Here is a 20,880-nt window from a genome sequence, read left to right on the forward strand (position 1 = left end):
GCTCCGGCGAGGAGGAGGAACGCAGGCATGGACCGACTCAGCAGGCGCAACGTGCTGAAGGCCGGTGGGGCGCTGGGCGCGCTCGGCGCGCTGGGCGTCGCGGCGCCGGCGTACGCGCAGGGATCGTGGACGTGGTCGGCCAAGGGCTCGGTGGCGGGCACCGGGGCCGGCACCGACCCGCGATGGGTGTGGGACGAGGAGGCCGACCCGCTGGTCGCCTCGCTGCTCGACCGGGGGGACGTGCCCAGGGTCAACGAGCTGTTACGTACCTGGACCAAGAACGGCCAGCCGTTACCGGCCGGGCTGCCGGCGGACCTGCGGGACTTCATGGAGCGGGCCCGTCAGCTGCCTTCGTGGGCCGACCACGGCAAGCTCGCGACCGCGTTCAGGTTCAACGAGAAGCGCGGCCTCTACCTCGGCCTCCTGTACGGGCTGGCCAGCGGCATGATGAGCACGGTCATCCCCAAGGAGGCCCTCGCGGTCTATTACTCCCAGGGCGGCGCGGACATGAAGGACCGCATCTCCAAGACCGCCAAGCTCGGCTACGACGTCATGAGCCGGACCGCCTTCCAGCCCGACGGCGAAATGATCGTGACCTGCGTCAAGACCCGGCTCGTGCACGCGGCGGTGCGGCACCTGCTGCCACAGTCCCCGCACTGGTCGGAGGTCGCCGAGGAGGAGATCCCGATCAGCCAGCGCGACATGATGGTCACCTGGCACAGCCTGCCCACGACCGTCATGCAGAAGCTGGTCGCCTGGAGGGTGCCCATCCCCGCCGCCGAGTCCGAGGGCTTCCTGCACTCGTGGCAGCTGACCGCTCATCTGCTCGGTATCAAAGACGAGTACATCCCGGCGTCGTGGGCCGAGGCCAACGCTCAGGCCAAGGAGGTCCTGGACCCGGTGCTGGCGCCGACGCCCGAGGGCGTCAAGCTGGCCGACATCCTGCTCAACCTCGGCTCCTCGGTCGATGCCGGCATCCTGTCCAAGCCCATACTCGGCGCGTTCACGCGCTTCATGCTCGGCGACCGGATTGCCGGATGGCTGAAGATCCCGAGGGAGCTGGTCTGGGATCCGCTGCTCAAGGTGTCCTGGGGGCCCTTCATCGCCGTCCGCGAGGGGCTGCTGCCGTTCCCGCTGGCGCCGGAGGCGTACTGGCTGTTCGACGAGTTCCTGCGCAAGGCCGCCCTGCTTTTCCTGTCCGAGGCGCAGCCGATCAGGATCGAGATCCCGGACACCAACCGCCCGTCCTGACACGCTCGAAGGGAGTTCGGAGCATGGCGGAGCTGAGCAGACGCAAGATGCTGATCTCAGGCGGGGCCCTGGGCGCGCTCGGGGCGATGGGGATGGCGTCCCCGGCTGGAGCGCGCCCCCTGACGCCGTGGACCTGGGCGCCGACCGGCTCGGTCGCCGGCTCCGGCGCCGGAGCCGATCCGCGGTGGGTCTGGGACGAGGAGGCCGACCCGCTGGTCGCCTCGCTGATCGATCGCGGCGCGGTGCCCGAGGTCAACCGCCTGCTGTGGGACTGGACCCGCAACGATCAGCCGTTACCCGCCGGGCTGCCGGAGGATCTGCGGTCGTTCATGGAGCGGGCCCGCGAGCTGCCGTCGTGGGCGGACCACGGCAAGCTGGGCACCGCGGCCGAGTTCAACAAGGCCAGAGGGCTCTACCTCAACCTGCTCAACGGCGTCGGCGGCGGCATGCTGAGCACCGCCATCCCCAAGGAGGCTCGCGCGGTCTACTACTCCAAGGGCGGCGCGGACATGGAGGACCGCGTCGCCAAGACGAGCATCCTGGGGTTCGCCGTCGGATCCCTGAACGCCTACCGGCCCGACGGCTCCTGCATCGTCGAGGCCGTGAAGACCCGGCTGGTGCACGCGGCGGTGCGGCACCTGCTGCAGCAGTCCCCCCACTGGGGCGGTGACATCCCGATCAGCCAGGAGGACATGCTGGTCACCTGGCACACCCTGCCGACCTTCGCGATGCGCAAGATGCGCGAATGGAAGGTGCCGATCACGGCCGCCGAGTCGGAGGCGTACCTGCACGTGTGGCAGGTGACCGCGCACCTGCTCGGCATCAAGGACGAGTACGTCCCCGCCACCTGGGACGCGGCCAACGCTCAGTCGGACCAGATCCTGCCCAGGAACATGGGTCCGACGCCCGAGGGCGTGATCCTGACCGACATCCTGCTGGGCCAGCTCGCCGAGCAGACCAGCCCCGGCAGCATCAGCCGGCCTCTGTGCAACGCGCTGGCCCGCTACCTGGTCGGCGACCAGGTGGCCGACTGGGACGGCATCCGGCGCGAGCCGCTGTGGGACCCGCTGATCGCCACTGCCTGGCCGAAGCTCGTGAAGTTCCGCGAGGGCCTCATCCCGCTGCCGCTCGTGCCCGAGGTCGCCTGGGTCATCGACGAGGCCGCGCGCAAGTACATCCTGTTCTTCCTCACCAAGGGCAAGGAGACCAAGATAGAGATCCCCACGACCAACCGTCCTGGATGAGCTGAACAATGACGGAATCGAATGACGCCATCGCGCGGCGGCGGTTTCTCGGGTACGTTCTCGCGGCTCCGACCCTGGTGGCCGCCGCCGAACTCGATCCGCCGCCGGCGGCCGCCGACCCGCTGCCATCGGCGGAGCCCCTGGCCCTGCCGGCGCTGCTCGACCTCAACGACCTGATGACCGCGGCGGCGCTGCCGACCTCGGGCCTGATCTCGGTCGAGGTCCATCAGGACGGCACGGTGTCCTTCGCGTTGCCGCGGGCCGAGGTGGGGCAGGGCATCACCACCTCGACGGCCATGCTGATCGCCGAGGAGATGGCCGTGCCGCTGGAACGCGTACGGGTCACTCTGGCCGACGCCCGCCCCGAGCTGGTCTTCAACCAGCTCACCGGCGGATCGAACACGACCATCGCGACCTACACCCCGATCCGGGTCGCCGCCGCCATCGCCCGGGAACGGCTGCTGGCGGCGGCGGCGACCGAACTCGGCTCGGCGGTCGGCGACCTGACCCTGAAGGCGGGGGTGATCACCGACCGTTCCGGCCGTGGCGTCGGCATCGGCGCCCTCGCCGGGAAGGCCGCGAGCACGCGGACCCGGCAGGTGTCCGTGGCGCTCACGCCACGGGCGAGCTTCACCGTCATCGGCAGGCCGCACAACCGGATCGACGCGCTGGACGCGGTGACCGGGCGCAAGAAGTTCACGATGGACCTCGACGTCCCGGACGCGAAGCCGACGATGGTGTGCCGCCCGCCGACCATCAACGGCAAGGTCGGCTCGGTGGCCAACCTCGCCGAGGTCCGCACCATGCCGGGCGTCACCGACGCCGTGGTGATCTCCACCGGGGTGGCGGTGCGCGCCGAGACCTTCGGCCAGTGCATCGACGCCGTACGCGCCCTGCGGGTCTCCTGGCGGCCCGGCACCGCGGAAGGGAAGTCCGACGCGAGCGTGCTGCGGGAGCTGGAGGCCGCGGAGCCGCCGATCGGGCTCAGACCGCCGACCCCGGTCGTCGAAGGCAAGTTCACCTTCCACTTCCGCAGCAACAGCGCGCTGGAGCCCAACTGCGCGATCGCCGACGTACGGGCCGACCGCGCCGAGATCTGGTCGGCGTTGAAGTCGCCGATCGTCGCCCAGCAGGCCGTCGCCGCCAGGCTCGGGCTGCCGCCCGGCCGGGTCACCGTGCACGTCGTCGAGGGCGGCGGCTCCTTCGGCCGCAAGCTGTTCTTCGACGCGGCGCTGGAAGCCGCCGAGGTGTCCCGGAAGATCGGCAAACCGGTCAAGCTCATGTGGCACCGCGCCGACGACTCCCGCCAGGGCCGCGCCCATCCGATGGCCACCTCCCGGGTACGCATCGCCTACCTCGGCGACACCGTGCTGAGCTACAAGCAACGGCACACCGGCGTCTCCACCGACCTCGGCCACGGGCTGGGCGAGATCATCACCGCCCTGGCCGCGCGGCTCCCGGTCGGCGACATCGGGTTCTCCCAGACGTTCTTCCACCTCAGCCAGGCGACGTCCTACGACTTCGGCGTCACCAGCCGGCTCCTCGCCGAGACGGACAAGGGCTTCAACACCGGCAGCATGCGCAACGTCTACTCGCCCGACGTCACCTGCGCCCGGGAGCTCATGGTCGACCAGCTCGCCGCGCGGATGGGCAAGGACCCCTACCGGTTACGGCACGACTTCCTCCGCGACGCCCGCTCACGGGCGGTGCTGGCGAAGGTGGCCGAGGCCGGCGGATGGGGGCGGCCCATGCAGCCGGGCACCGCGCAGGGCATCGCGTTCCACGCCGAGTACAAGTCGGTCAGCGCCGCGCTGGTGGAGATCGACTGCCGCCCGGAGACCGTCAACCGCGCCATCCGCGACGGTGTGACCGGGCCGCGCGTCACCAAGGCCGTCTTCGCCGTGGACGTCGGCCTCGCCGTCAACCCGCGCGGCCTGGAGGCGCAGATGATGGGCGGCATCATGGACGGCATCGCGCTGGCCCTGACCTCCAGCCTGCACCTGCGCGACGGGCACTTCCTCGAGGCGAGCTGGGACAACTACTTCTACACCCGGCAGTGGAACACCCCGCCCGAGCTCCGGATCATCGTCATGCCCAGCACCTCCGAGACCCCGGGCGGTGCCGGCGAGTTGGGCGTGGCCGCGTCGATGGCCGCGGTCGCCTGCGCGTACGGCCGCGCGACCGGGACGATGCCCACCAGCTTCCCGATCAACCACGGCACGCTGTCCTTCACCCCGAAACCGACCGTCCCGCCCATCCCGCCGTCCCCGACCGACGGCCTGGACGTCGCCCGCTGACCTGAGGAGAGCCGAGTGCCTGAGTACACCTTCCGCGTCAACGGGGAGCAGGTCACCGTCGACGTCGCCGGGGACGTGCGCCTGCTGTGGGTGCTGCGCGACCTCCTCGGCATCACCGGGCCGAAGTACGGCTGCGGCATCAACGTCTGCAAGGCCTGCACCAGCCACCTCAACGGCGAGGCGATCAACCCGTGCGCGATCCCCGTCGCGGATCTCCAGCCGGCCGACGAGGTCACCACCATCGAAGGGCTCGCGGCCACGGCCGGCAAGGACCTGCACCCCATGCAGCAGGCCTGGCTGGACCACGACGTCGCGCAGTGCGGCTACTGCCAGCCCGGCCAGATCATGGCCGCCGTGGCGCTGGTCCGCCGTGCCGCCGCCGAAGGCCGCGGGATCACCGACGCCGACCTCGACGGGCTGCGCAACATCTGCCGCTGCGGCACGTACTTCCGGATCCGCGAAGCCATCAAGGCGGGCGCCGAGAACATGTGAGGCTTTGCCACAAGATTACGAAACCCGATATGTCGCCTCTTGTTTGGGTAGCTGAAGGTTCTTCGCGAGCTCTCAAGGAGGAACCCGCAATGGGTTTGAGCTATCGAAAGTCCATCAAGCTCGGTCCCTTCCGGCTGAACCTGTCCCGCGGCGGCGTGGGGCACAGCTGGGGCAACCGGCTCTTCCGCGTGACGCGAACCGCGGACGGCCGCCGTACGCTGTCGGTCAACCTGCCCGGCGGCTTCCACTGGCGCAAGAACCTCCGCAACCGCTGACCGGCATCCCCTTCACCTCGTCCCCGGCCCCGGGCAGGGTAGGGCGGGTGGGACAAGAGCCCACGCCCCACGGACGACGAGCCGCTCCCGGCGACGTGCGGGGGGCCGGTCGCAGCGTCGAAGGAGCGTGCGTGACTTTCAGCCGGTTGTCCCATCTCGAATGCGGCCGATGCGGAGCCGTCCATGACAGCGAGCGCCCGCAGAACCTGTGCACGAAGTGCGGGTCGCCGCTGCTCGCCCGCTACGACCTGGCAGCCGCCGGCTCCTCGGTGAGCCCGGCGGAGATCGCGCGGCGCAGGCCGGATCTGTGGCGCTATCACGAGTTGCTGCCGGTCAGGAGCCCGGAGGCGGTGACCACCCTCGGCGAGGGGATGACGCCGCTGCTGCCGATGGCGCGCTACGGCGAGCGGATCGGCGTGCCGCGGCTGCTGATGAAGGACGAGGGCCTGATCCCCACCGGCTCGTTCAAGGCCCGCGGCGCCGCGGTCGGCGTGTCCCGCGCGGCCGAGCTGGGCATCGAGCGGCTGGCGATGCCGACCAACGGCAACGCCGGGGCCGCCTGGGCGCTCTACGGAGCCCGCGCCGGGCTGGCCGCCACGGTCGTCATGCCGGTGGACGCACCGGAGATCACCCGGCGGGAGTGCGTGGCGTCGGGCACCGACCTCTATCTGGTGGACGGGCTGATCAGCGATGCCGGGCGGATGGTCGGCGAGCTGGTCGCCGCCTCGGACGGGCAGGTCTTCGACACCTCGACGCTCAAGGAGCCGTACCGCATCGAGGGCAAGAAGACGATGGGCATCGAGATCGCCGAGCAGCTCGGCTGGCGCATGCCCGACGTGATCCTCTACCCGACCGGCGGTGGCGTGGGCCTGATCGGCATCCACAAGGCCCTCAACGAGCTGCGGGAGCTCGGCTGGGTGTCGGGCCCGCCGCCCCGGCTGGTGGCGGTCCAGGCCGAGGGCTGCGCGCCGATCGTACGCGCGTTCGAAGCCGGCGAGCGGGAGAGCCGGCACTGGGCGGACTCCCGTACCGTGGCCTTCGGCATCAACGTCCCCAAACCCCTGGGCGACTTCCTCATCCTCGAGGCGCTGGCCGAGACCTCGGGGACCGCGATCGCGGTCACCGACGCCGAGCTGCTGGCCGAGCTGCGCGAGGTCGCGGCCCTGGAGGGCGCCTTCGTCTGCCCGGAGGGCGCGGCGGCCTTCGCCGCGGCCCGCAAGCTGCGCGCCTCGGGCTGGATCGGCGGGGACGAGGAGGTGGTGGTGCTGAACACCGGCGCCGGCCTGAAATATCCGCAGACGGTCCCGGTGGACGCGCCGATCCTGCCGGTGGACGGCCATCTCCCCGAACGCCGGCCCGCGATCTACGAACACAATTGACGAAACATTCTCTTAACAGGGCCTCCTTCCTAGCATCAGAGCCCCGCGCCCGCAGCAGGGCGCGGGGCTGACGAAGGAGGACCACTTACGTGGACACGAGCCAGGCCCCTGGCCGCACCCCCCGGACACCCTTCGGATCCCGACCCCGCCGGCGCGGGCGCATCGCGCTGACCGGCCTGCTCATCGGACCGCTGCTGGCCGCACTCGGCTCGCCCGCGGCCGCGGCGCCCGCCGGCACGATGGTCACCGTGCCCTGCCCGGAGCCGCTCACGGCGCAGGCGACCTGCCACCGCGGGCAGGACCGGAACGGGGCCCACTACATGATCGCCATCCCGGCGGACTGGAACGGGTCGCTGGTCATGCACGCCCACGGCGGCCCCGACCTGACCGAGGCGTCCGACCCCGAGCGCAGCCCCGACGACCTGGCCCGCTGGTCGGTGCTGGTCCGCGAGGGCTACGCCTGGGCGGGCTCGGCCTACCGGCGCGGCGGCTACGGCACCAGGATGGCGGCCGAGGACACCGAGAACCTGCGCCGGCTGTTCGTCGAGAGGTTCGGGCGACCGCAGCGCACCTACGTCCACGGCCAGTCCTGGGGCGGCAACGTGGCCGCCAAGGTCGCCGAGATTTACGGCCGCCGGCCGGGCTCGCCGTACGACGGGGTGCTGCTGACCAGCGGCGTGCTGGCGGGCGGCTCGCGCGGCTACGACTACCGGGTGGACCTGCGGGTGGTCTACCAGTACTACTGCCGCAACCACCCGCGCCCCACCGAGCCGCAGTATCCGCTGTGGATGGGGCTGCGCGCGGACTCGACGATGACGTCGACCGGCCTGCGCGCCCGGCTGAGCGAGTGCACCGGCCACGACCTCGAGCCCGAGGCCCGTACGCCCCTGCAGCAGCGCAACCTCGACGACATCCTGGCCGTGACCAGGATCCCGGAGCGCACGCTGGAGTCGCATCTGCGGTTCGCCACCTTCACGTTCCGCGACATCGTGCACGCGCGGCTCGGCGGCCGGAACCCGTTCGGCAACCGGGGCGTACGCTACTCCGGCTCCCACGACGACAAGGCGCTCAACGCCGGCGTCGAGCGGTTCTCGGCCGACCCGTCGGCCGTTCGGGACCTGTCCTTCGACAGCGACGTCACCGGGGCGGTCGCCCTGCCCGTGCTCACCATGCACGCGATCGACGACCCCACGGCCTTCGTCGAGCACGAGGCGGCCTACCGCGCCAGCCTGGAGGGCGCCCGCGCCGGCGACCACCTGGTGCAGGCCTTCACCCGGGAGAGCGAGCACAGCGCGCTGAGCGCCTCGGAGTACGCCGCCGCGATCTCGGCGCTGTCCGGGTGGGTGCGCACCGGCGCCAAGCCCACGCCCGAGTCGCTCGCCGCGTCCTGCCCGGCGTTCGACACCGTCTACGGCACCGGCTGCCACTACGATCCCGGCTTCGTGCCGGCCGACTACGCCTCCCGCGTGCTGCCACGCCCGGGCGGCCGCCACTGGCCCGCGCTCACGGCGGAGCGGGAACGGGCCCTGGCCCGGCGCGGCGGCGTGGGCATCGCTCCCTGATCGGTGAGCGTCTGCGGCGACGCCCGCCGTCGCCGCAGAATGCTCGCCGTCAGGCCGTCGTGGAGGCGGGCGCGGTTCGGCTCGGGGGTCAGCGGTTGATCAGGTCGAGCTGCAGGTAGTCGAGGTTGAAGTTCTGGTAGGCGGTCTCCGGCATGCGCAGGACCAGCTCGTGCGTGCCCCTGGTGAGGCGGCGGCGCTCCAGGGGCTGGAGCGTCAGCGCGTCGTGGCCGGTGGTGTTCGCGATCGCGGCGGTGGTGCCGGTGCCCGTGCCCCAGTCGAGCACGACGGTGCCGGCCGGTGAGTACGGCGAGGAGACGCGGGCCGAGACCTGGTAGAGGCCCGGCCGCTTGACCTCGAAGCGATACTTGAGCCACTCGCCGCCGCGGATCCAGTTCACCGCGATCGCGCCCTCGAGGTCGCAGATGTCCACGCCCTCCTCGGGGCGGGCCACGGTGCAGCGGTTCGGGTCGAGGTCGTGGTAGCCGACACCCTCGCCGCCCGGCGCGAAGTCCTCGCCCTCGACGCGGACCGTGCGGTTGCCGGGTTGCCGGCTCCAGTGGGACAGGTTGCCGCCGTCGCGCCAGTGGTCCAGCGCCTCGACGTTGTCGGTCTGGATCATGTTCGCGCCGTACGTCTTGACCAGCGCGCGCCAGCCGAGGTTCGCGTCGCGCAGGGACGCCTCGTCGGTGTACCTGGCGGCGAGGCCGTACCACATGCTGTTGATCCAGATCCGGCTGTGCCGCGCGATCTTCTCCAGCGTCTGGGGAGCGACCTGCGGATCTTCGGCCCGGTCGAACACCACCTCGTACGCCACGGGCTGGCGGCCGGGGAAGGTGCCGACCACGCCGGCGGTGCTGTCGTCGATGATGTGCATGTAGAGGATCTCGGCGTCCCGGGCCATGAAGGCGGCGGCCTCCTCCACCGTGGGAGCGCCCTTGAACAGGCCGTGGTCCACGGTGCCGGTCCGCTTCAGCACCTCGTACATCGCCTCCCGGACGGGCCAGCCCTTGTCGAGGTTGACCAGGGCCCGGCCCTTGACGGCCAGCATCGCCTCCTCGAAGGTCGGCACGGTGTGGCCGGTGAGCGCGGCCTGGTTGCCGCCCAGGCCCTGCTTGAGGCGGAGCGACCTGATCTGCGCGAGGGTCAGGTCGGCGACGCGGCCGGTGCCGTTGGTGGTCCGGTTGACGGTCTCGTCGTGCATGAGCACGAGGTGGCCGTCGCGGGTGGGCCGTACGTCGATCTCGACGATCTCGGCGCCGTCCTCGACGGCGGCCCGGATCGCGGCCAGGGAGTTCTCCGGCGCGTCGCGCCACTGCCCTCGGTGGGCGGCGATCATGAGCGGGGCTCCGGTGCCGTGCCGCAGCAACTGCTCGTGTATGCGGTCGAACCCGTCCGCGGCGGACGCCGGAGGGAGCGAGGTGAGGGTGGCGGCGGCCGCCAGGGAGGCCAGGCCGGTGACGGTCAGCGTACGGCGGAACTTCCGAATCATGGACAGAGACCCTGTAATAGGGACATGGCATGCTCGTGAACGGACGGCGGACTCCGCCGCAATCAAGGGTGATCTTGGGGCGGGACCGGGCCGAACTCGGCGCGGGTGTCGATGACCTTGCCGAACCGTACCCAGCGGTTGCCCTCCAAGCGCGTGAGCTGCATCGACTCGATCGGGAACCCGTCATCGGGCCCCGTGGAGAGCGTGATGCCGGGCAGGAGCAGGTCGAGCTCGACGTCCGGCAGGCTGCGCATCGCCGCGCGCATGGCCTCACGGGAGGGGCAGCGCATCCGCTCGAGCACCTTGACGAAGGCCTGCGCCGCCGTCCAGCCGAAGACCACCTGCTGCCCGGCGGGATCGGCCTCGGGCGCGTGCCGGGCCAGCGCGGCCAGGTAGGTGTGCATGCCCGGGTCGTCGGCCCAGTCCGGCGCGCCCGGCTCCTTCTGGAACCCGGCCGTCACGATGCCCTGGACCTTGGCGTACCCCACGGGCTGCAGGACGGCGGGGGAGGCGGCCACGCCGTTGACGATGTGCAGGGGGTTCCAGCCGGTCATGGCCGCGTCGGTGGCCAGCGCCTGGGCGGCGAACTTCGGCGTGCTGACGTTGAGCAGGACGTCGGCCCGGGAGGCGGCGAGGTTGGCCAGCTGGCCCTGCACGCTGGGGTCGGTCACCTCGTAGCTCAGCGCCGCCACGAGCCGCACGGACGTGCCGGCGATCGCCTGGCGGAAGCCGTCGAGCAGGTCGTGGCCGAAGTCGTCGTTCTGGTACAGCACCGCGACCCGGGCCTCGGGCCTGGCCTCGGCCAGGTAGCGGGCGTAGACCCGGGCCTCGGCGACGTAACTGGGCTGGAAGCCGATCGTCCAGGGCCGCCTGGTGTCGCTGCCCCACTGGGTGGCCCCCGTGGCGACGAACACCTGCGGCACCCTCCACCGGTCGGCGTACTCACGCACCGCGGCCGTCGACGGGGTGCCGAGCGTCTGGAACAGCGCGAACACCCGGTCGTGCAGCACCAGGCGGCGAGCCTCCTCCACCGCGCGGGCGGGCTGGTAGGCGTCGTCGCGAACCAGGAACTCGATGCGCCGCCCCTCCACGCCTCCGCGCGCGTTGACGTGGTCGAAGTAGGCGCGGACCCCCTGGGCGACGGCCGCGTAGGCGGAGGCGGGCCCGGACAGCGGGTAGATCCCGCCGACCCTGACGGACTCGGCGGTCATCCCGGTGCCCACCTGGCCAGCGCAGTCGCCGGTGAGCGTGACCTCGCCGGCCGCCGGCCGGCAGCCCGACGCCAGGAGGACGAGCGACGCGACGAGACATCTGGCCAGCGGCACGACCCCAGCTCTCATGTGCGCCTCCCGAGAGTTCTCATGTGCGCCTCCCAGCAGTTCTCATGTGCGCCTCCCGGCGACGCTCCAGGCGGCCCGGCGCAGCAGGCCGGTGAGCCCTGTCGGCGCCGCGTAGACGACGAGGACGATCAGCAGGCCGGAGATGACGCCCGGGGCGGCCGGGTTCAACTCCCGGGCCACGGCGGGCACGCCCATCACGACGAACGCGCCGAGCAGCGCCCCGGTCAGCGTGGCCGGGCCGCCGATGACCACCCCGGCCAGCAGCGTGATGGACAGGCTGAGGGCGAAGGAGTCGGGGGAGACGAAGCCGGCCGTCCAGGTGTAGAGGGCGCCCGCCGTGCCCGCGTACATGGCGCTCCAGGCGAAGGCGTGCGTCATGTGGGTCGCCGGGCGCATCCCGAGCACCTCGGCCGCCGCCCGGTGCTCCCGGATCGCGGTGAGCGCCCGCCCGCCCCGCGAGGCCGTCAGGTTGCGGATCCCGGCGAAGGCCGTGACGGTCACCCCGAGGACGAGGAAGTAGACCCACTGGTCGTCGTCCAGCACGGGCGCCCGCGGCGTGGGCACGGGCATCCCCATCGCCCCGCCGGTGATCGCCGGGAAGCGCTTGAGCAGCGGCGGCAGCACGACGGCGACCGCGAAGGTCACCATGGCCAGGTAGAGCCCGCGCAGCCGCAGCGCGGGCAGCCCGGCCGCCCAGCCGAGCCCGAAGGTGAGCAGCGCCGCGACCGGCAAAGTCAGCGGGTACGGCAGGCCGAACTGCGCGATCATGACGGCCGCCGTGTAGGCGCCGACGCCGAAGAACGCGCCATGGCCCAGGGAGATCTGCCCGCCGCGCCCCACCACCAGGTCCAGGCCGAGCAGCGCGACGGCGTACACGAGCACGAGCGTGGCCTGGAACAACAGGTACGGCGGCAGCACGAACGGCAGCGCCACGGCGCCCGCCGCCAGAGCGCCCAGCCCGGCGCGCCGCCACGGCCACACCTGCCGCCGGTCCCCGGCCGCCTGGCCGACGGGCAGCCTGCGGTGGCCCGCGGGGACGAGTCCGGGAACCGTGTTCACGCCCGCTCCACGGGCGCCGAGCCGAACAGGCCCTGCGGTCGCAGCAGCAGCACGGCGACGATGAGCACCAGCGGCACCGCGATCTTCAGATCCGCCCCGACGAAGCCCAGGTACGTGCCCGCCAGCGTCTCGGTGACCCCGACGATCAGCCCGCCGGCGACCGCGCCCGGAGCGCTGTCCAGGCCGCCGAGCGTGGCGGCGGCGAAGGAGTAGACCAGGACGCCGGTCATCATGGTGGGCTCCAGGAAGAGGATCGGAGCGAGCAGGACGCCGGAGACCGCGCCGATGGCCGAGGCGGCGCCCCAGCCCAGGGCCAGCACGCGCCCGACCCGGACCCCCGACAGCCGGGCCGACCGCGGGTCCGCGGCGACGGCGCGCATCACCAGGCCGAGGCCGGTGTGCCGGACGACCAGGGCGACCGCGCCGAGCACCGGCCCGGCGACGCACGCGGCCACGAGCGCGGACACCCCGGCCGGGCCGTCGGGGAAGGGGCTGGGGAAGGCGCGCAGGGCCGAGGTCCACACCAGGGCGGCGATCGCGTTCACCGTGACGTACAGGCCGATCGTCGTCGCCACGAGCGTGAGCTCGCCCGCGCGGTCCTCCACCCGCCGCATGACGGTCCGCTCGGTCACGACCCCGGCCAGGAACGCGACGGCCACGGTCACCGGCAGCGCCGCCCAGTACGGCATCCCGGAGTCGACCAGTTGCCAGGCCACGTACGTGGCGAGCATGGCCAGCTCGCCCTGTGCGAAGTTGACGATCCCGGTGAACCGGTAGGTGAGCACCAGGGCCAGCGCGAGGGCGGCGTATCCCGCGCCCGCTCCGAGCCCCTCCAAGAGCTGCTGGCCGAACATCCGGTCACCACCTGCGACGTTCCCGCAGGCCGGCGATCCGGCCTGACTCGACGAGGTAGGCCCGGTGCGCCACCTCCAGCGCCGCCGCCACGTTGTGCTCGACGATGATCATGATGGTTCCTTCGTGCCGGTTGATGGCGTGGATGGTGCCGAACAGCCTGGACCTGAGCGGCGGTGCCAGGCCGCGCGTCGGCTCGTCCAGCAGGAGCAGCCGCGGCCGCGCCACCAGCGCCCTGCCGATGGCCAGCATCCGCTGCTCGCCGCCGCTCAGCGTGCCGGCGGGCTGCCCCAGGTGCGCCTGGAGCCCGGGGAAGTAGGTGAACACCCGCGCCAGGTCCTCGGCGACGCCGCGGCGCGGCCGCCGCCGGGCGTACGCTCCGACGCGCAGGTTCTCCTCCACCGTGAGGGGCCCGAACGTGCCGCCCTCCTGGGTGACATGGGCGACGCCGAGCCTGGCGATCTCGTCGGGCGCGCGGCCCAGCAGCGCGACCCCGTCGAGCGTGGCCGCGCCCCGGGCGCCGACCAGCCCGGACAGCGCGCGCAGCAGCGTGGTCTTGCCCGCGCCGTTGGGGCCGAGCAGCACCACGATCTCGTTCTCTCCCGCGGCCAGGTCGACGCCGTGCAGCACCCGGGCCGCGCCGTACCCCGCGCGCAGCCCCCGCACGTCGAGGCCGCTCACCAGGCCATCCCCTTGCAGGCGGAGATGACGGCGGGGTCCTGCCGCACCGAGCCGGCCGGGCCGTCGGCGATCTTGCGGCCCAGCTCGAAGCAGACGATCCTGCGGCACAGCGCGAGGACGAAGTCCATGTGGTGCTCCACGACGATGATCGTGACGCCGCGCTCGTAGTGGATCTGCCTGATCAGGTCGGCGAGCGCCGGCACCTCTCCGGGGGCGAGCCCGCTCGCGGGCTCGTCGAGCAGCAGCAGCCGCGGCCCGCCCGCCAGCGCCCGCGCGATCTCGACGCGCTTCGTCACCCCGTACGGCAGGCCGCCCGCCGGATGGTCGGCGTAGCGCGTGAGGTCGAACCGGTCCAGCAGCACGTCGGCCGCGGCACCCATCCGGTGTTCCTCGGCCACGGCCCGCCCGAGCGCCGCGGCCCAGAACCCGGCCCGGCCGTGCCGGTGGGCGCCGGTCATGACGTTCTCGCGCACCGACAGGCTGGGGAACAGGGCGGTGTTCTGGAACGTGCGGGCGATGCCGCGCCCGGCGACCAGGTGGGCGGGCAGGCGGGTGACCTCCTCGCCGCCGAGCCGCAGCGAGCCTTCCTGCGGCTCGCACCGCCTGGTCAGGCAGTCGAACAGGGTGCTCTTGCCCGCGCCGTTGGGCCCGATGAGGCCGACGAGCTCGCCCTCGCGGACGGCGAGGTCGATGTCCGACAGGGCACTGACCCCACCGAACCGCACGGTGAGCCGGCCGACCTCCAGTAACGCGGCCATGATCAGCCGGCCGACGGCACGGAGTACTCTTCGGCGAGATCGGACACGGCCGCTTCCTTGAAGATCGTGGCACCGCCGACGGCCTGCTTGTCCGGCTTGACCACGTAGGACGAGCGCGAGGCGGGCCGGTCGAAGACGCTGAAGTCCATGGGCGTCCCGCCCAGCCCGGCCTCCCACGCCTTCTGCGACCGGTGGGCGGCGACGATGCCCTCCCGGCTGAGGTCCTTGGCGTCACACGCCTTGCGTAGCGCGTCGCCGACGATGATGGCCGCCGTCCACCCGGCCGCGACGCCGCTGTCCAGCGGCTGGCCGGCGTACTTGGCCTGGTAGTCGGTGATGAGCTTCTGGTACGCCGGCAGCGGCGCGCTGATCGGTGCGCCCGCGGTCACGTAGTAGAAGTCCTTCAGCAGCGCGGGAGCCGCCGGGGTCTGCAGCAGCTGCGGGCTGTAGGCGGAGTTGCTGCCCACGAAGGGCACGTCCATCCCGCCCGCCAGGGCGACGCCCGCCAGCGAGGCGGCCTGGCGCGGGCCGACCGAGACCAGCACGGCCTTGACCCCCGCCTTCTTGAACGCCGCCACCTGGGCGGTCATGTCCTGGTCGGTCGCCTTGATCTTCTGCTCCACCAGGGAGAGCCCGAGCTTGTCCGAGGCGTACTTGGAGCCGGCCAGGGCGCTCTCGCCGTAGTCGCCCTCGAAGTACAGGTGACCGATCTTGTCCCCGGCCTTGATGCCCTTCTCCTTCACCAGGAAGTCGACACCGTTGATCATGTCGACGTCGTAGGTGGTGCCGGTGACCTGGATGGCCTCGCTGCCGAGCAGGCCGGTCGCCCACGCCATGGGCAGAGTGAGGATCTTGTCGGCGGTGATCTTGTCCTTCAGCGCGGTCACCATCGGTGAGCCGATGAACTGCGGGATCGCGGCCGTCTTCGGCGCGACCTCCGCGTAGGAGGCCATCGCCTTCTGCGCGTCGTAACCGTGGTCGCGCACGATCGTCTCGATCTTCCGCCCGCAGATCCCGCCCGCCTGGTTGACCTGCTCGAAGTAGAGCTGCTGCGCCTGGGTGAGGCTCTTGCCGAGCGAGGCGTACGGGCCGGTCAGGTCGGTGAGCAGGCTGAGGGTGATCGTGTCGGCGGTCACACCGGGGCCGGTCTTGACGCCGCCGGTGGCGGTGGCGGGCGCCTGGTCGCCACCGGTGGCCTTGCCGCTGGCACAGGCGGTGGCGAGCAGCCCCAGCGCCACCAGCGCGGACAGGGCGGCCGTGCGGTTACGGGACATGTGAGCTCCTGGTGTCGGGGGACGGAGTGGGTGACAGGGGTGGCCGGAGGCCGGACAACCTCCTGCGGAGCGAGGGGACCAGGCCGAGCAGGCCGCCCGGGAGGAAGAGCACGACGATGACCACGACCGCGCCGTACAGGATGCGGGCGGCCTCGGAGGGCGAGACGCCGGCGGTGCCCGGCGCGGCGACCAGCGGGATGGCGTCGCTGTAGCGGGTGAGCAGCTGCGGCAGCAGCGAGACGAAGACGGCGCCGATCACCGCGCCGCCCACCGAGCCGAGGCCGCCGATCACGATCATCGCGAGGTAGTCGAGGGAGAGCAGGATGCCGAAGTAGTCGGGCACGGTCCGCTGGAAGACCAGGGCGAGCAGCACGCCCGCGAGCCCGCCGTACATGGACGACAGGGCGAACACCGCGGCCCGGTAGCGGGTGACGGGCACGCCCATCACCCCGGCCGCGATCTCGTGGTCGCGGATGGTGTTCATGGCCCGCCCCGGGCGGCCGCGCAGCACACCGCGGGCGAACAGCGCCGCCGCGAGCAGCGTCAGCCCGCCCAGGAACCACAGCCGCTCCAGCGCGCCGAACGGCACGTTCAGCAGGACCAGCTCGGGCGCGTCGGCGAAGGCGAACCCGAAGACCTCCATGGGCGGCACGGCCCTGCCGTTGAACCCGCCCGTCACCGGCTCGGCGTTGAACAGCAGGTGCTGGCCCCCGAAGATCAGCGCCAGCGTGGCGATGCCGAGGTAGGCGCCCTTGAGCCGGCTGGCGATCGGGCTGAACAGCCCGCCCGCGGCCCCGGCGACCGCGACGGCGAGCACGGCGGCGACCGGGGTGGGCAGCCCCAGGCCGCCCAGCGTCCGGGTGGGCTCGGCGGCGAAGTACACGTAGGCGTAGGCGCCCACGGCCAGGAAGAACGCGTGCCCCATCGAGAGCTGCCCGGTGGCGCCGGTCAGCAGGTTGATGCCGATCGCGCCGACCGCGGCCGACATGGCGAACAGCCCGGCCTGCAGCCAGAAGCCCTCGAGATAGAAGGGGACGGCCACGAAGGCGAGCAGGACGGCGATCCTGAACACGGGGAGCCTAGACACGGGCCAGCTCCTTGGTCCCGAACAGGCCCGCGGGCCGCAGCAGCAGGATGACGATCATGATCAGGAACGGTGAGACGTCGCCGATCCCCCTGCCCAGGAAGGCCAGGTCGTTCTGGTAGCCGGTCATGAGTGCCTCGGTGACGCCCACGATCAGGCCGCCGACCAGGGCGCCGGTGGTGGAGTCGAGGCCGCCGAGGATGGCGGCGGGGAAGGCCTTGAGCGCCACCAGCGAGGAGCTGCGGTCCAGGCCGGGCGTGGGGAAGACGCACAGGAACAGCGCGGCCACCGCGGCCAGCGCGCCGGCCACCGCCCAGGCGCTGAGCGAGATGCGGCCCAGCCGCACCCCCATGAGGGCCGCCGTCTCGGGGTCCTCGGCGGTGGCCCGCATCGCCACGCCCCAGCCGGTGAACTTGAACGCCAGCAGGAACGCCCCGATCAGCGCCCCGGCGGTGACCAGCGCGACGATCCTGGTCTCGGCGATCGTGATCCCCCCGATGTGCAGCACGCGCGACTCCCACGGGTCGCCCATGGCCAGCACCTCGGTGCCGATCTGCCGGGTGAGCTCGGTGGTCAGCATGATGTCCACGCCGATGGTCACGATGGCCAGCACGCTGTGCGAGCCGGCCTTGGACCGGCGGATGACCAGGAACTCCACCAGCGCGCCGATGACCGCGGCCGCGCAGACGCCGATCAGCAGCGCGAGCCAGAACCCGACGTACGGGTGCAGCCGCGCCACCACGTAGCCGCCGGCCAGCAGCAGCGAGGCGTGCGCGAAGTTGACCACCTCCGTCGCCTTGAAGATGACGACGAAGCCCAGCGCTATCAGCGCGTAGACGGCCCCGATGGAGATCCCGTTGACGAGCAGCTCCAGGAATGTGATCACACAACCTCCTCTGCGCCCAGGTACGCGCCGATGACCTGGGGGTCGTTCTGCACCTCGGCGGGCGGCCCGTCGGCGATGCGGCGGCCGAAGTCCAGGACGGTGACCCGGTCCGCCAGCCGCATGACCATGCCCATGTCGTGCTCGACCAGGAGGATGGAGATCCCCAGGCTCTCCCTGACCGAGACGATCAGCTCGGCCATCTCCACCCGCTCGCCGCTGTTCATCCCGGCGACCGGCTCGTCGAGCAGGAGCAGCCGGGGCTCCATCGCCAGCGCCCGGGCCAGCTCCACCCGCTTCTGCACGCCGTACGGGAGCAGGCCGACCGGGGTGGCCAGCAGCGGGGCGATCCCGACGAACTCCGCGATCTCCACCACCCGGGCGGTGTGGGCCCGCTCCTCGCGGCGGGCGCGCGGCAGGCCGAGCCCGGCCGACACGAAGCCGGCACGGGTGAGCCGGTGGCGGCTCAGCAGCAGGTTGTCGCGTACCGGCAGGCGGGGGGAGAGCGCGATGTTCTGGAAGGTGCGGGCGACGCCGAGCGCCGCCACCTCGTGCGGGCGCAGCGCGGTGAGCTCGTCCCGGCCGAACCGGACGCTGCCCGCGGTGGCCTTGTAGACCCCGGACAGCACGTTGAAGCAGGTCGACTTGCCGGCGCCGTTGGGCCCGATGATCGCGTGCACGGTGCCGGGCGCGACCGTGAAGCCGACGCCGTCGAGAGCCGTCAGACCGGCGAACCGAACCGTCACGTCACGGACCTCCAGCGCCGGCATACCACCCGGTCGGTACGTCGGGGTCACGCGGACCACCTCGACAGCCCGGCCCTGACCTCCAGCACCGGCGACTCCCCGCCGACACCCAGGTAGCGGCGCCTGACCTCGTCGCTGTCCGCCAGCGTGGCCGCGGGTCCCTCCAGCGCGACCGAGCCGACCTCGAGCACGTACACGTACGAGGCCAGCGACAGTGCCGTGGCGACGTTCTGCTCCACGAGCAGCACCGAGGTGCCCGCCTCGTTGATCGTCCTGATCGTCGCGGCGATCCTGGCCGCCATCTGCGGTGCCAGGCCGAGCGTCGGCTCGTCGAGCAGCAGGACCGACGGCTCTGCCATCAGCGCCCTGCCGATGGCCAGCATCTGCTGCTCGCCGCCCGACAGCAGCCCCGCCCGCTGGTGGGCCCGCTCGGCCAGGACCGGGAACAGCTCGCGGACCCGCTCCCTGGCCCGGCCCGCGGCCCTGCGCGGGGTGCCCATGCCGCCCGCGCGCAGGTTCTCCTCCACCGTCATGCGGGCGAAGACGCGGCGGCCCTCGGGCACGTGCGTGACGCCCCGCCGTACCACGGTCGCGGCGGCCAGCCCGTCGATGCGCGTGCCGTCCATCCCGATCGAGCCCCTGGCCACCCGCCCGCGCTGGAACCGGAGCGTTCCCGACACCGCGCGCAGCAGTGTCGTCTTCCCCGCGCCGTTCGCGCCGAGCACGGCCACGACCGACCCCGGCGGGACGCGGATGGAGACCCCGTCCAGAGCCCGGACGGGACCGTAGTCCACCGCGAGATCGTCCACGGTCAGCTCCGCCATTCGATCTCCTCACAAGACCTCATGCCGGCTCACCCAAACCTTTGACGTGCACCGTCGTCCAGATGCCGGGGTGAAGTCAGGCTCCCTGCCCATCCCGGCCCCGGGCCGGTTGTGCAGCCGCACAACGGCAGATCACAAAACGCTACAGAGCCTTGTTCTAGTAGAAGGGGGATGGCAGCCTCGGGGGATGCGTCCCTCTTCGGTCGTGGACGAGGACGTCCGCCAGACGTTGCACACCGCCGCCAGGGCCCTGCTCGAACGCCTGCCCGCGCTGACGGACGAACTGGTCAGCCGGACGCGTGGCGGTGACGCGGCCTACTGCGCCTGCGTCCCCTACGACGAGCACTGGAAGAGCACCCTCGAAGGCGTGCGCCAGGGCATCACGGCGATCCTCCAGGAGCCCTCGGAGCGGCGGGACCTGGTCTTCACCGCATCCATGGCGCAGCGCAGGGCGGAGCAGGGGCTGCCGCTGGACTCCCTGCTGCGCATGTACCGCCTGGCCGGCCAGGTCACCTGGTCGGCGATCGTGGAGCACATGGAGCGGGAGCGCCCCGAGCGGCTGGGCGTCCTGGTCCGCGCGGCCGGCCACGTGTGGCACGCGATCGACCGGCAGTCCATGGTGGCCTGCGACATCTACGGCCGGCGCGAGCAGGAGATCCTCGGCCGCAGCCAGGAGCGGGTCAACGCCCTCCTCGACGCGTTGCTCGACGGCACCGCCGACACCGGGGTCGTACGGACCGCCGCGGCCGCCCTCGACCTGCCGGAGCGGGGCCGCTACGCCGTGGTCACCGTCCGCTTCCCCCGCCACCACGACGTGCGGCTGCCCGCGACCCTGGGCGCCATGCGGCTGATGTGGCGGATGCGCCCCGCACACGAGGTCGCCGTGGTAGCGCTCGGCCAGGCCACGCTGGACGAGCTGTGCCAGGAGCTGAGCCTCATCGTCAGCGGCGTGGCCGGCGTGAGCCCGGTCGTGGAGGGCCTGGACCAGGTACGGAGCGCGCACGACCTCGCCTCCCTGGCCATGCGGACGTGCGTGGACGGGGGACCGGAGATCGCCCGCCTGGACGAGCGGGTCCCGGCCGTGCTGATGATCAGCCAGGCCGGCGTCACCGGCCATCTCGTGGACGGCGCGCTCGGGCGGCTGCTCGCGCTCGACCCCGCCGACCGGGACACGCTGCTGGCCACGCTGGAGACGTGGCTCGCCTGCGACGGCTCCGCCGCCAGGGCCGCCGGGCGGCTGTTCTGCCACCGCAACACGATCATCAACCGGGTACGCAGGATCGAGCAGCTCACCGGCCGCTCGCTCACCCGGCCGCGCGACATCGTGGACCTGGCCCTGGCGCTGGAGGCGGTGCGCCTGCTGGGAAGCGAACGCTAGCCTGCCCGCCCC

Annotated in this window: 19 protein-coding genes; 8 read left to right on the forward strand and 11 right to left on the reverse strand. The window is 72.3% G+C overall.

All coding sequences use genetic code 11. From position 1 onward, the window contains the following. The first annotated feature begins 27 nt into the window (after positions 1-27). From AB0J69_RS15015 to AB0J69_RS15045, 7 genes are all read left to right on the forward strand, one after another. The gene (locus tag AB0J69_RS15015; protein WP_364117104.1) at positions 28-1,251 is read left to right on the forward strand and encodes an oxygenase MpaB family protein; all 1,224 of its coding nucleotides are present in this window, start codon (positions 28-30) and stop codon (positions 1,249-1,251) included. Positions 1,252-1,274: 23 nt separating this feature from the next. Next, a complete protein-coding gene (locus AB0J69_RS15020; RefSeq protein WP_364117106.1) occupies positions 1,275-2,495 on the forward strand; it encodes an oxygenase MpaB family protein in 1,221 nt (406 codons plus the stop codon). Between the two features lie 8 nt (positions 2,496-2,503). Next, on the forward strand, positions 2,504-4,792 hold the full coding sequence (locus AB0J69_RS15025; RefSeq protein ID WP_364117108.1) for a molybdopterin cofactor-binding domain-containing protein: 2,289 nt from the start codon (positions 2,504-2,506) through the stop codon (positions 4,790-4,792). A 15-nt stretch (positions 4,793-4,807) separates the two neighbouring features. Continuing rightward, positions 4,808-5,284 (forward strand): (2Fe-2S)-binding protein, encoded by a 477-nt coding sequence (locus AB0J69_RS15030; protein ID WP_364117109.1) that lies wholly within the window; start codon positions 4,808-4,810, stop codon positions 5,282-5,284. A gap of 89 nt (positions 5,285-5,373) precedes the next feature. After that, positions 5,374-5,559: a DUF4236 domain-containing protein gene (locus tag AB0J69_RS15035; protein WP_364117111.1), complete on the forward strand. Its 186-nt coding sequence runs from the start codon at positions 5,374-5,376 to the stop codon at positions 5,557-5,559. A gap of 131 nt (positions 5,560-5,690) precedes the next feature. Further along, positions 5,691-6,938 (forward strand): threonine synthase, encoded by a 1,248-nt coding sequence (locus AB0J69_RS15040; protein ID WP_364117112.1) that lies wholly within the window; start codon positions 5,691-5,693, stop codon positions 6,936-6,938. Between the two features lie 89 nt (positions 6,939-7,027). Next, entirely contained in the window at positions 7,028-8,500 is a 1,473-nt protein-coding gene (locus tag AB0J69_RS15045) for a hypothetical protein (RefSeq protein ID WP_364117114.1), read from the forward strand. Positions 8,501-8,588: 88 nt separating this feature from the next. Here the strand turns inward: AB0J69_RS15045 and AB0J69_RS15050 are convergent, their stop codons facing one another. The 11 genes from AB0J69_RS15050 to AB0J69_RS15100 form a co-directional block, all read right to left on the reverse strand. Further along, positions 8,589-9,989: a glycerophosphodiester phosphodiesterase family protein gene (locus AB0J69_RS15050; protein WP_364117116.1), complete on the reverse strand. Its 1,401-nt coding sequence runs from the start codon at positions 9,987-9,989 to the stop codon at positions 8,589-8,591. Between the two features lie 62 nt (positions 9,990-10,051). Next, positions 10,052-11,329 carry an ABC transporter substrate-binding protein gene (locus AB0J69_RS15055; protein WP_364117118.1) on the reverse strand — a complete coding sequence of 426 codons (1,278 nt, stop codon included), beginning with the start codon at positions 11,327-11,329 and terminating at the stop codon, positions 10,052-10,054. 42 nt (positions 11,330-11,371) lie between these two features. Further along, positions 11,372-12,388, reverse strand: a complete 1,017-nt coding sequence (locus tag AB0J69_RS15060) for a branched-chain amino acid ABC transporter permease (RefSeq protein WP_364117119.1) — start codon at positions 12,386-12,388, stop codon at positions 11,372-11,374. Next, positions 12,385-13,242 (reverse strand): branched-chain amino acid ABC transporter permease, encoded by an 858-nt coding sequence (locus AB0J69_RS15065; protein WP_364117120.1) that lies wholly within the window; start codon positions 13,240-13,242, stop codon positions 12,385-12,387. Before AB0J69_RS15065 ends, AB0J69_RS15060 begins: the two co-directional genes overlap by 4 nt. A 4-nt stretch (positions 13,243-13,246) precedes the next feature. After that, a complete protein-coding gene (locus AB0J69_RS15070) occupies positions 13,247-13,921 on the reverse strand; it encodes an ABC transporter ATP-binding protein (protein WP_364117122.1) in 675 nt (224 codons plus the stop codon). After that, the gene (locus AB0J69_RS15075) at positions 13,918-14,679 is read right to left on the reverse strand and encodes an ABC transporter ATP-binding protein (RefSeq protein ID WP_364117124.1); all 762 of its coding nucleotides are present in this window, start codon (positions 14,677-14,679) and stop codon (positions 13,918-13,920) included. Before AB0J69_RS15075 ends, AB0J69_RS15070 begins: the two co-directional genes overlap by 4 nt. A gap of 2 nt (positions 14,680-14,681) precedes the next feature. Then, positions 14,682-15,953 (reverse strand): ABC transporter substrate-binding protein, encoded by a 1,272-nt coding sequence (locus AB0J69_RS15080; protein WP_364117125.1) that lies wholly within the window; start codon positions 15,951-15,953, stop codon positions 14,682-14,684. Continuing rightward, positions 15,943-17,040, reverse strand: coding sequence for a branched-chain amino acid ABC transporter permease (locus AB0J69_RS15085; protein ID WP_364117126.1), 1,098 nt, complete (start codon positions 17,038-17,040; stop codon positions 15,943-15,945). The genes AB0J69_RS15080 and AB0J69_RS15085 overlap by 11 nt, the downstream gene beginning before the upstream one ends. After that, the gene (locus tag AB0J69_RS15090) at positions 17,033-17,923 is read right to left on the reverse strand and encodes a branched-chain amino acid ABC transporter permease (protein WP_364117128.1); all 891 of its coding nucleotides are present in this window, start codon (positions 17,921-17,923) and stop codon (positions 17,033-17,035) included. The genes AB0J69_RS15085 and AB0J69_RS15090 overlap by 8 nt, the downstream gene beginning before the upstream one ends. After that, complete coding sequence (locus tag AB0J69_RS15095) at positions 17,920-18,690, reverse strand: ABC transporter ATP-binding protein (protein ID WP_364117386.1); 771 nt, start codon at positions 18,688-18,690, stop codon at positions 17,920-17,922. Before AB0J69_RS15095 ends, AB0J69_RS15090 begins: the two co-directional genes overlap by 4 nt. 23 nt (positions 18,691-18,713) lie before the next feature. Next, positions 18,714-19,490, reverse strand: coding sequence for an ABC transporter ATP-binding protein (locus AB0J69_RS15100; protein ID WP_364117130.1), 777 nt, complete (start codon positions 19,488-19,490; stop codon positions 18,714-18,716). 187 nt (positions 19,491-19,677) lie between these two features. On the opposite strand from AB0J69_RS15100, the gene AB0J69_RS15105 reads away from it, so the two are divergent. Then, the gene (locus AB0J69_RS15105) at positions 19,678-20,868 is read left to right on the forward strand and encodes a helix-turn-helix domain-containing protein (RefSeq protein ID WP_364117132.1); all 1,191 of its coding nucleotides are present in this window, start codon (positions 19,678-19,680) and stop codon (positions 20,866-20,868) included. Positions 20,869-20,880 lie beyond the last annotated feature (12 nt).

The organism is Nonomuraea sp. NPDC049709 (genome assembly GCF_040674815.1).
Classification (GTDB): Bacteria; Actinomycetota; Actinomycetes; order Streptosporangiales; family Streptosporangiaceae; genus Nonomuraea.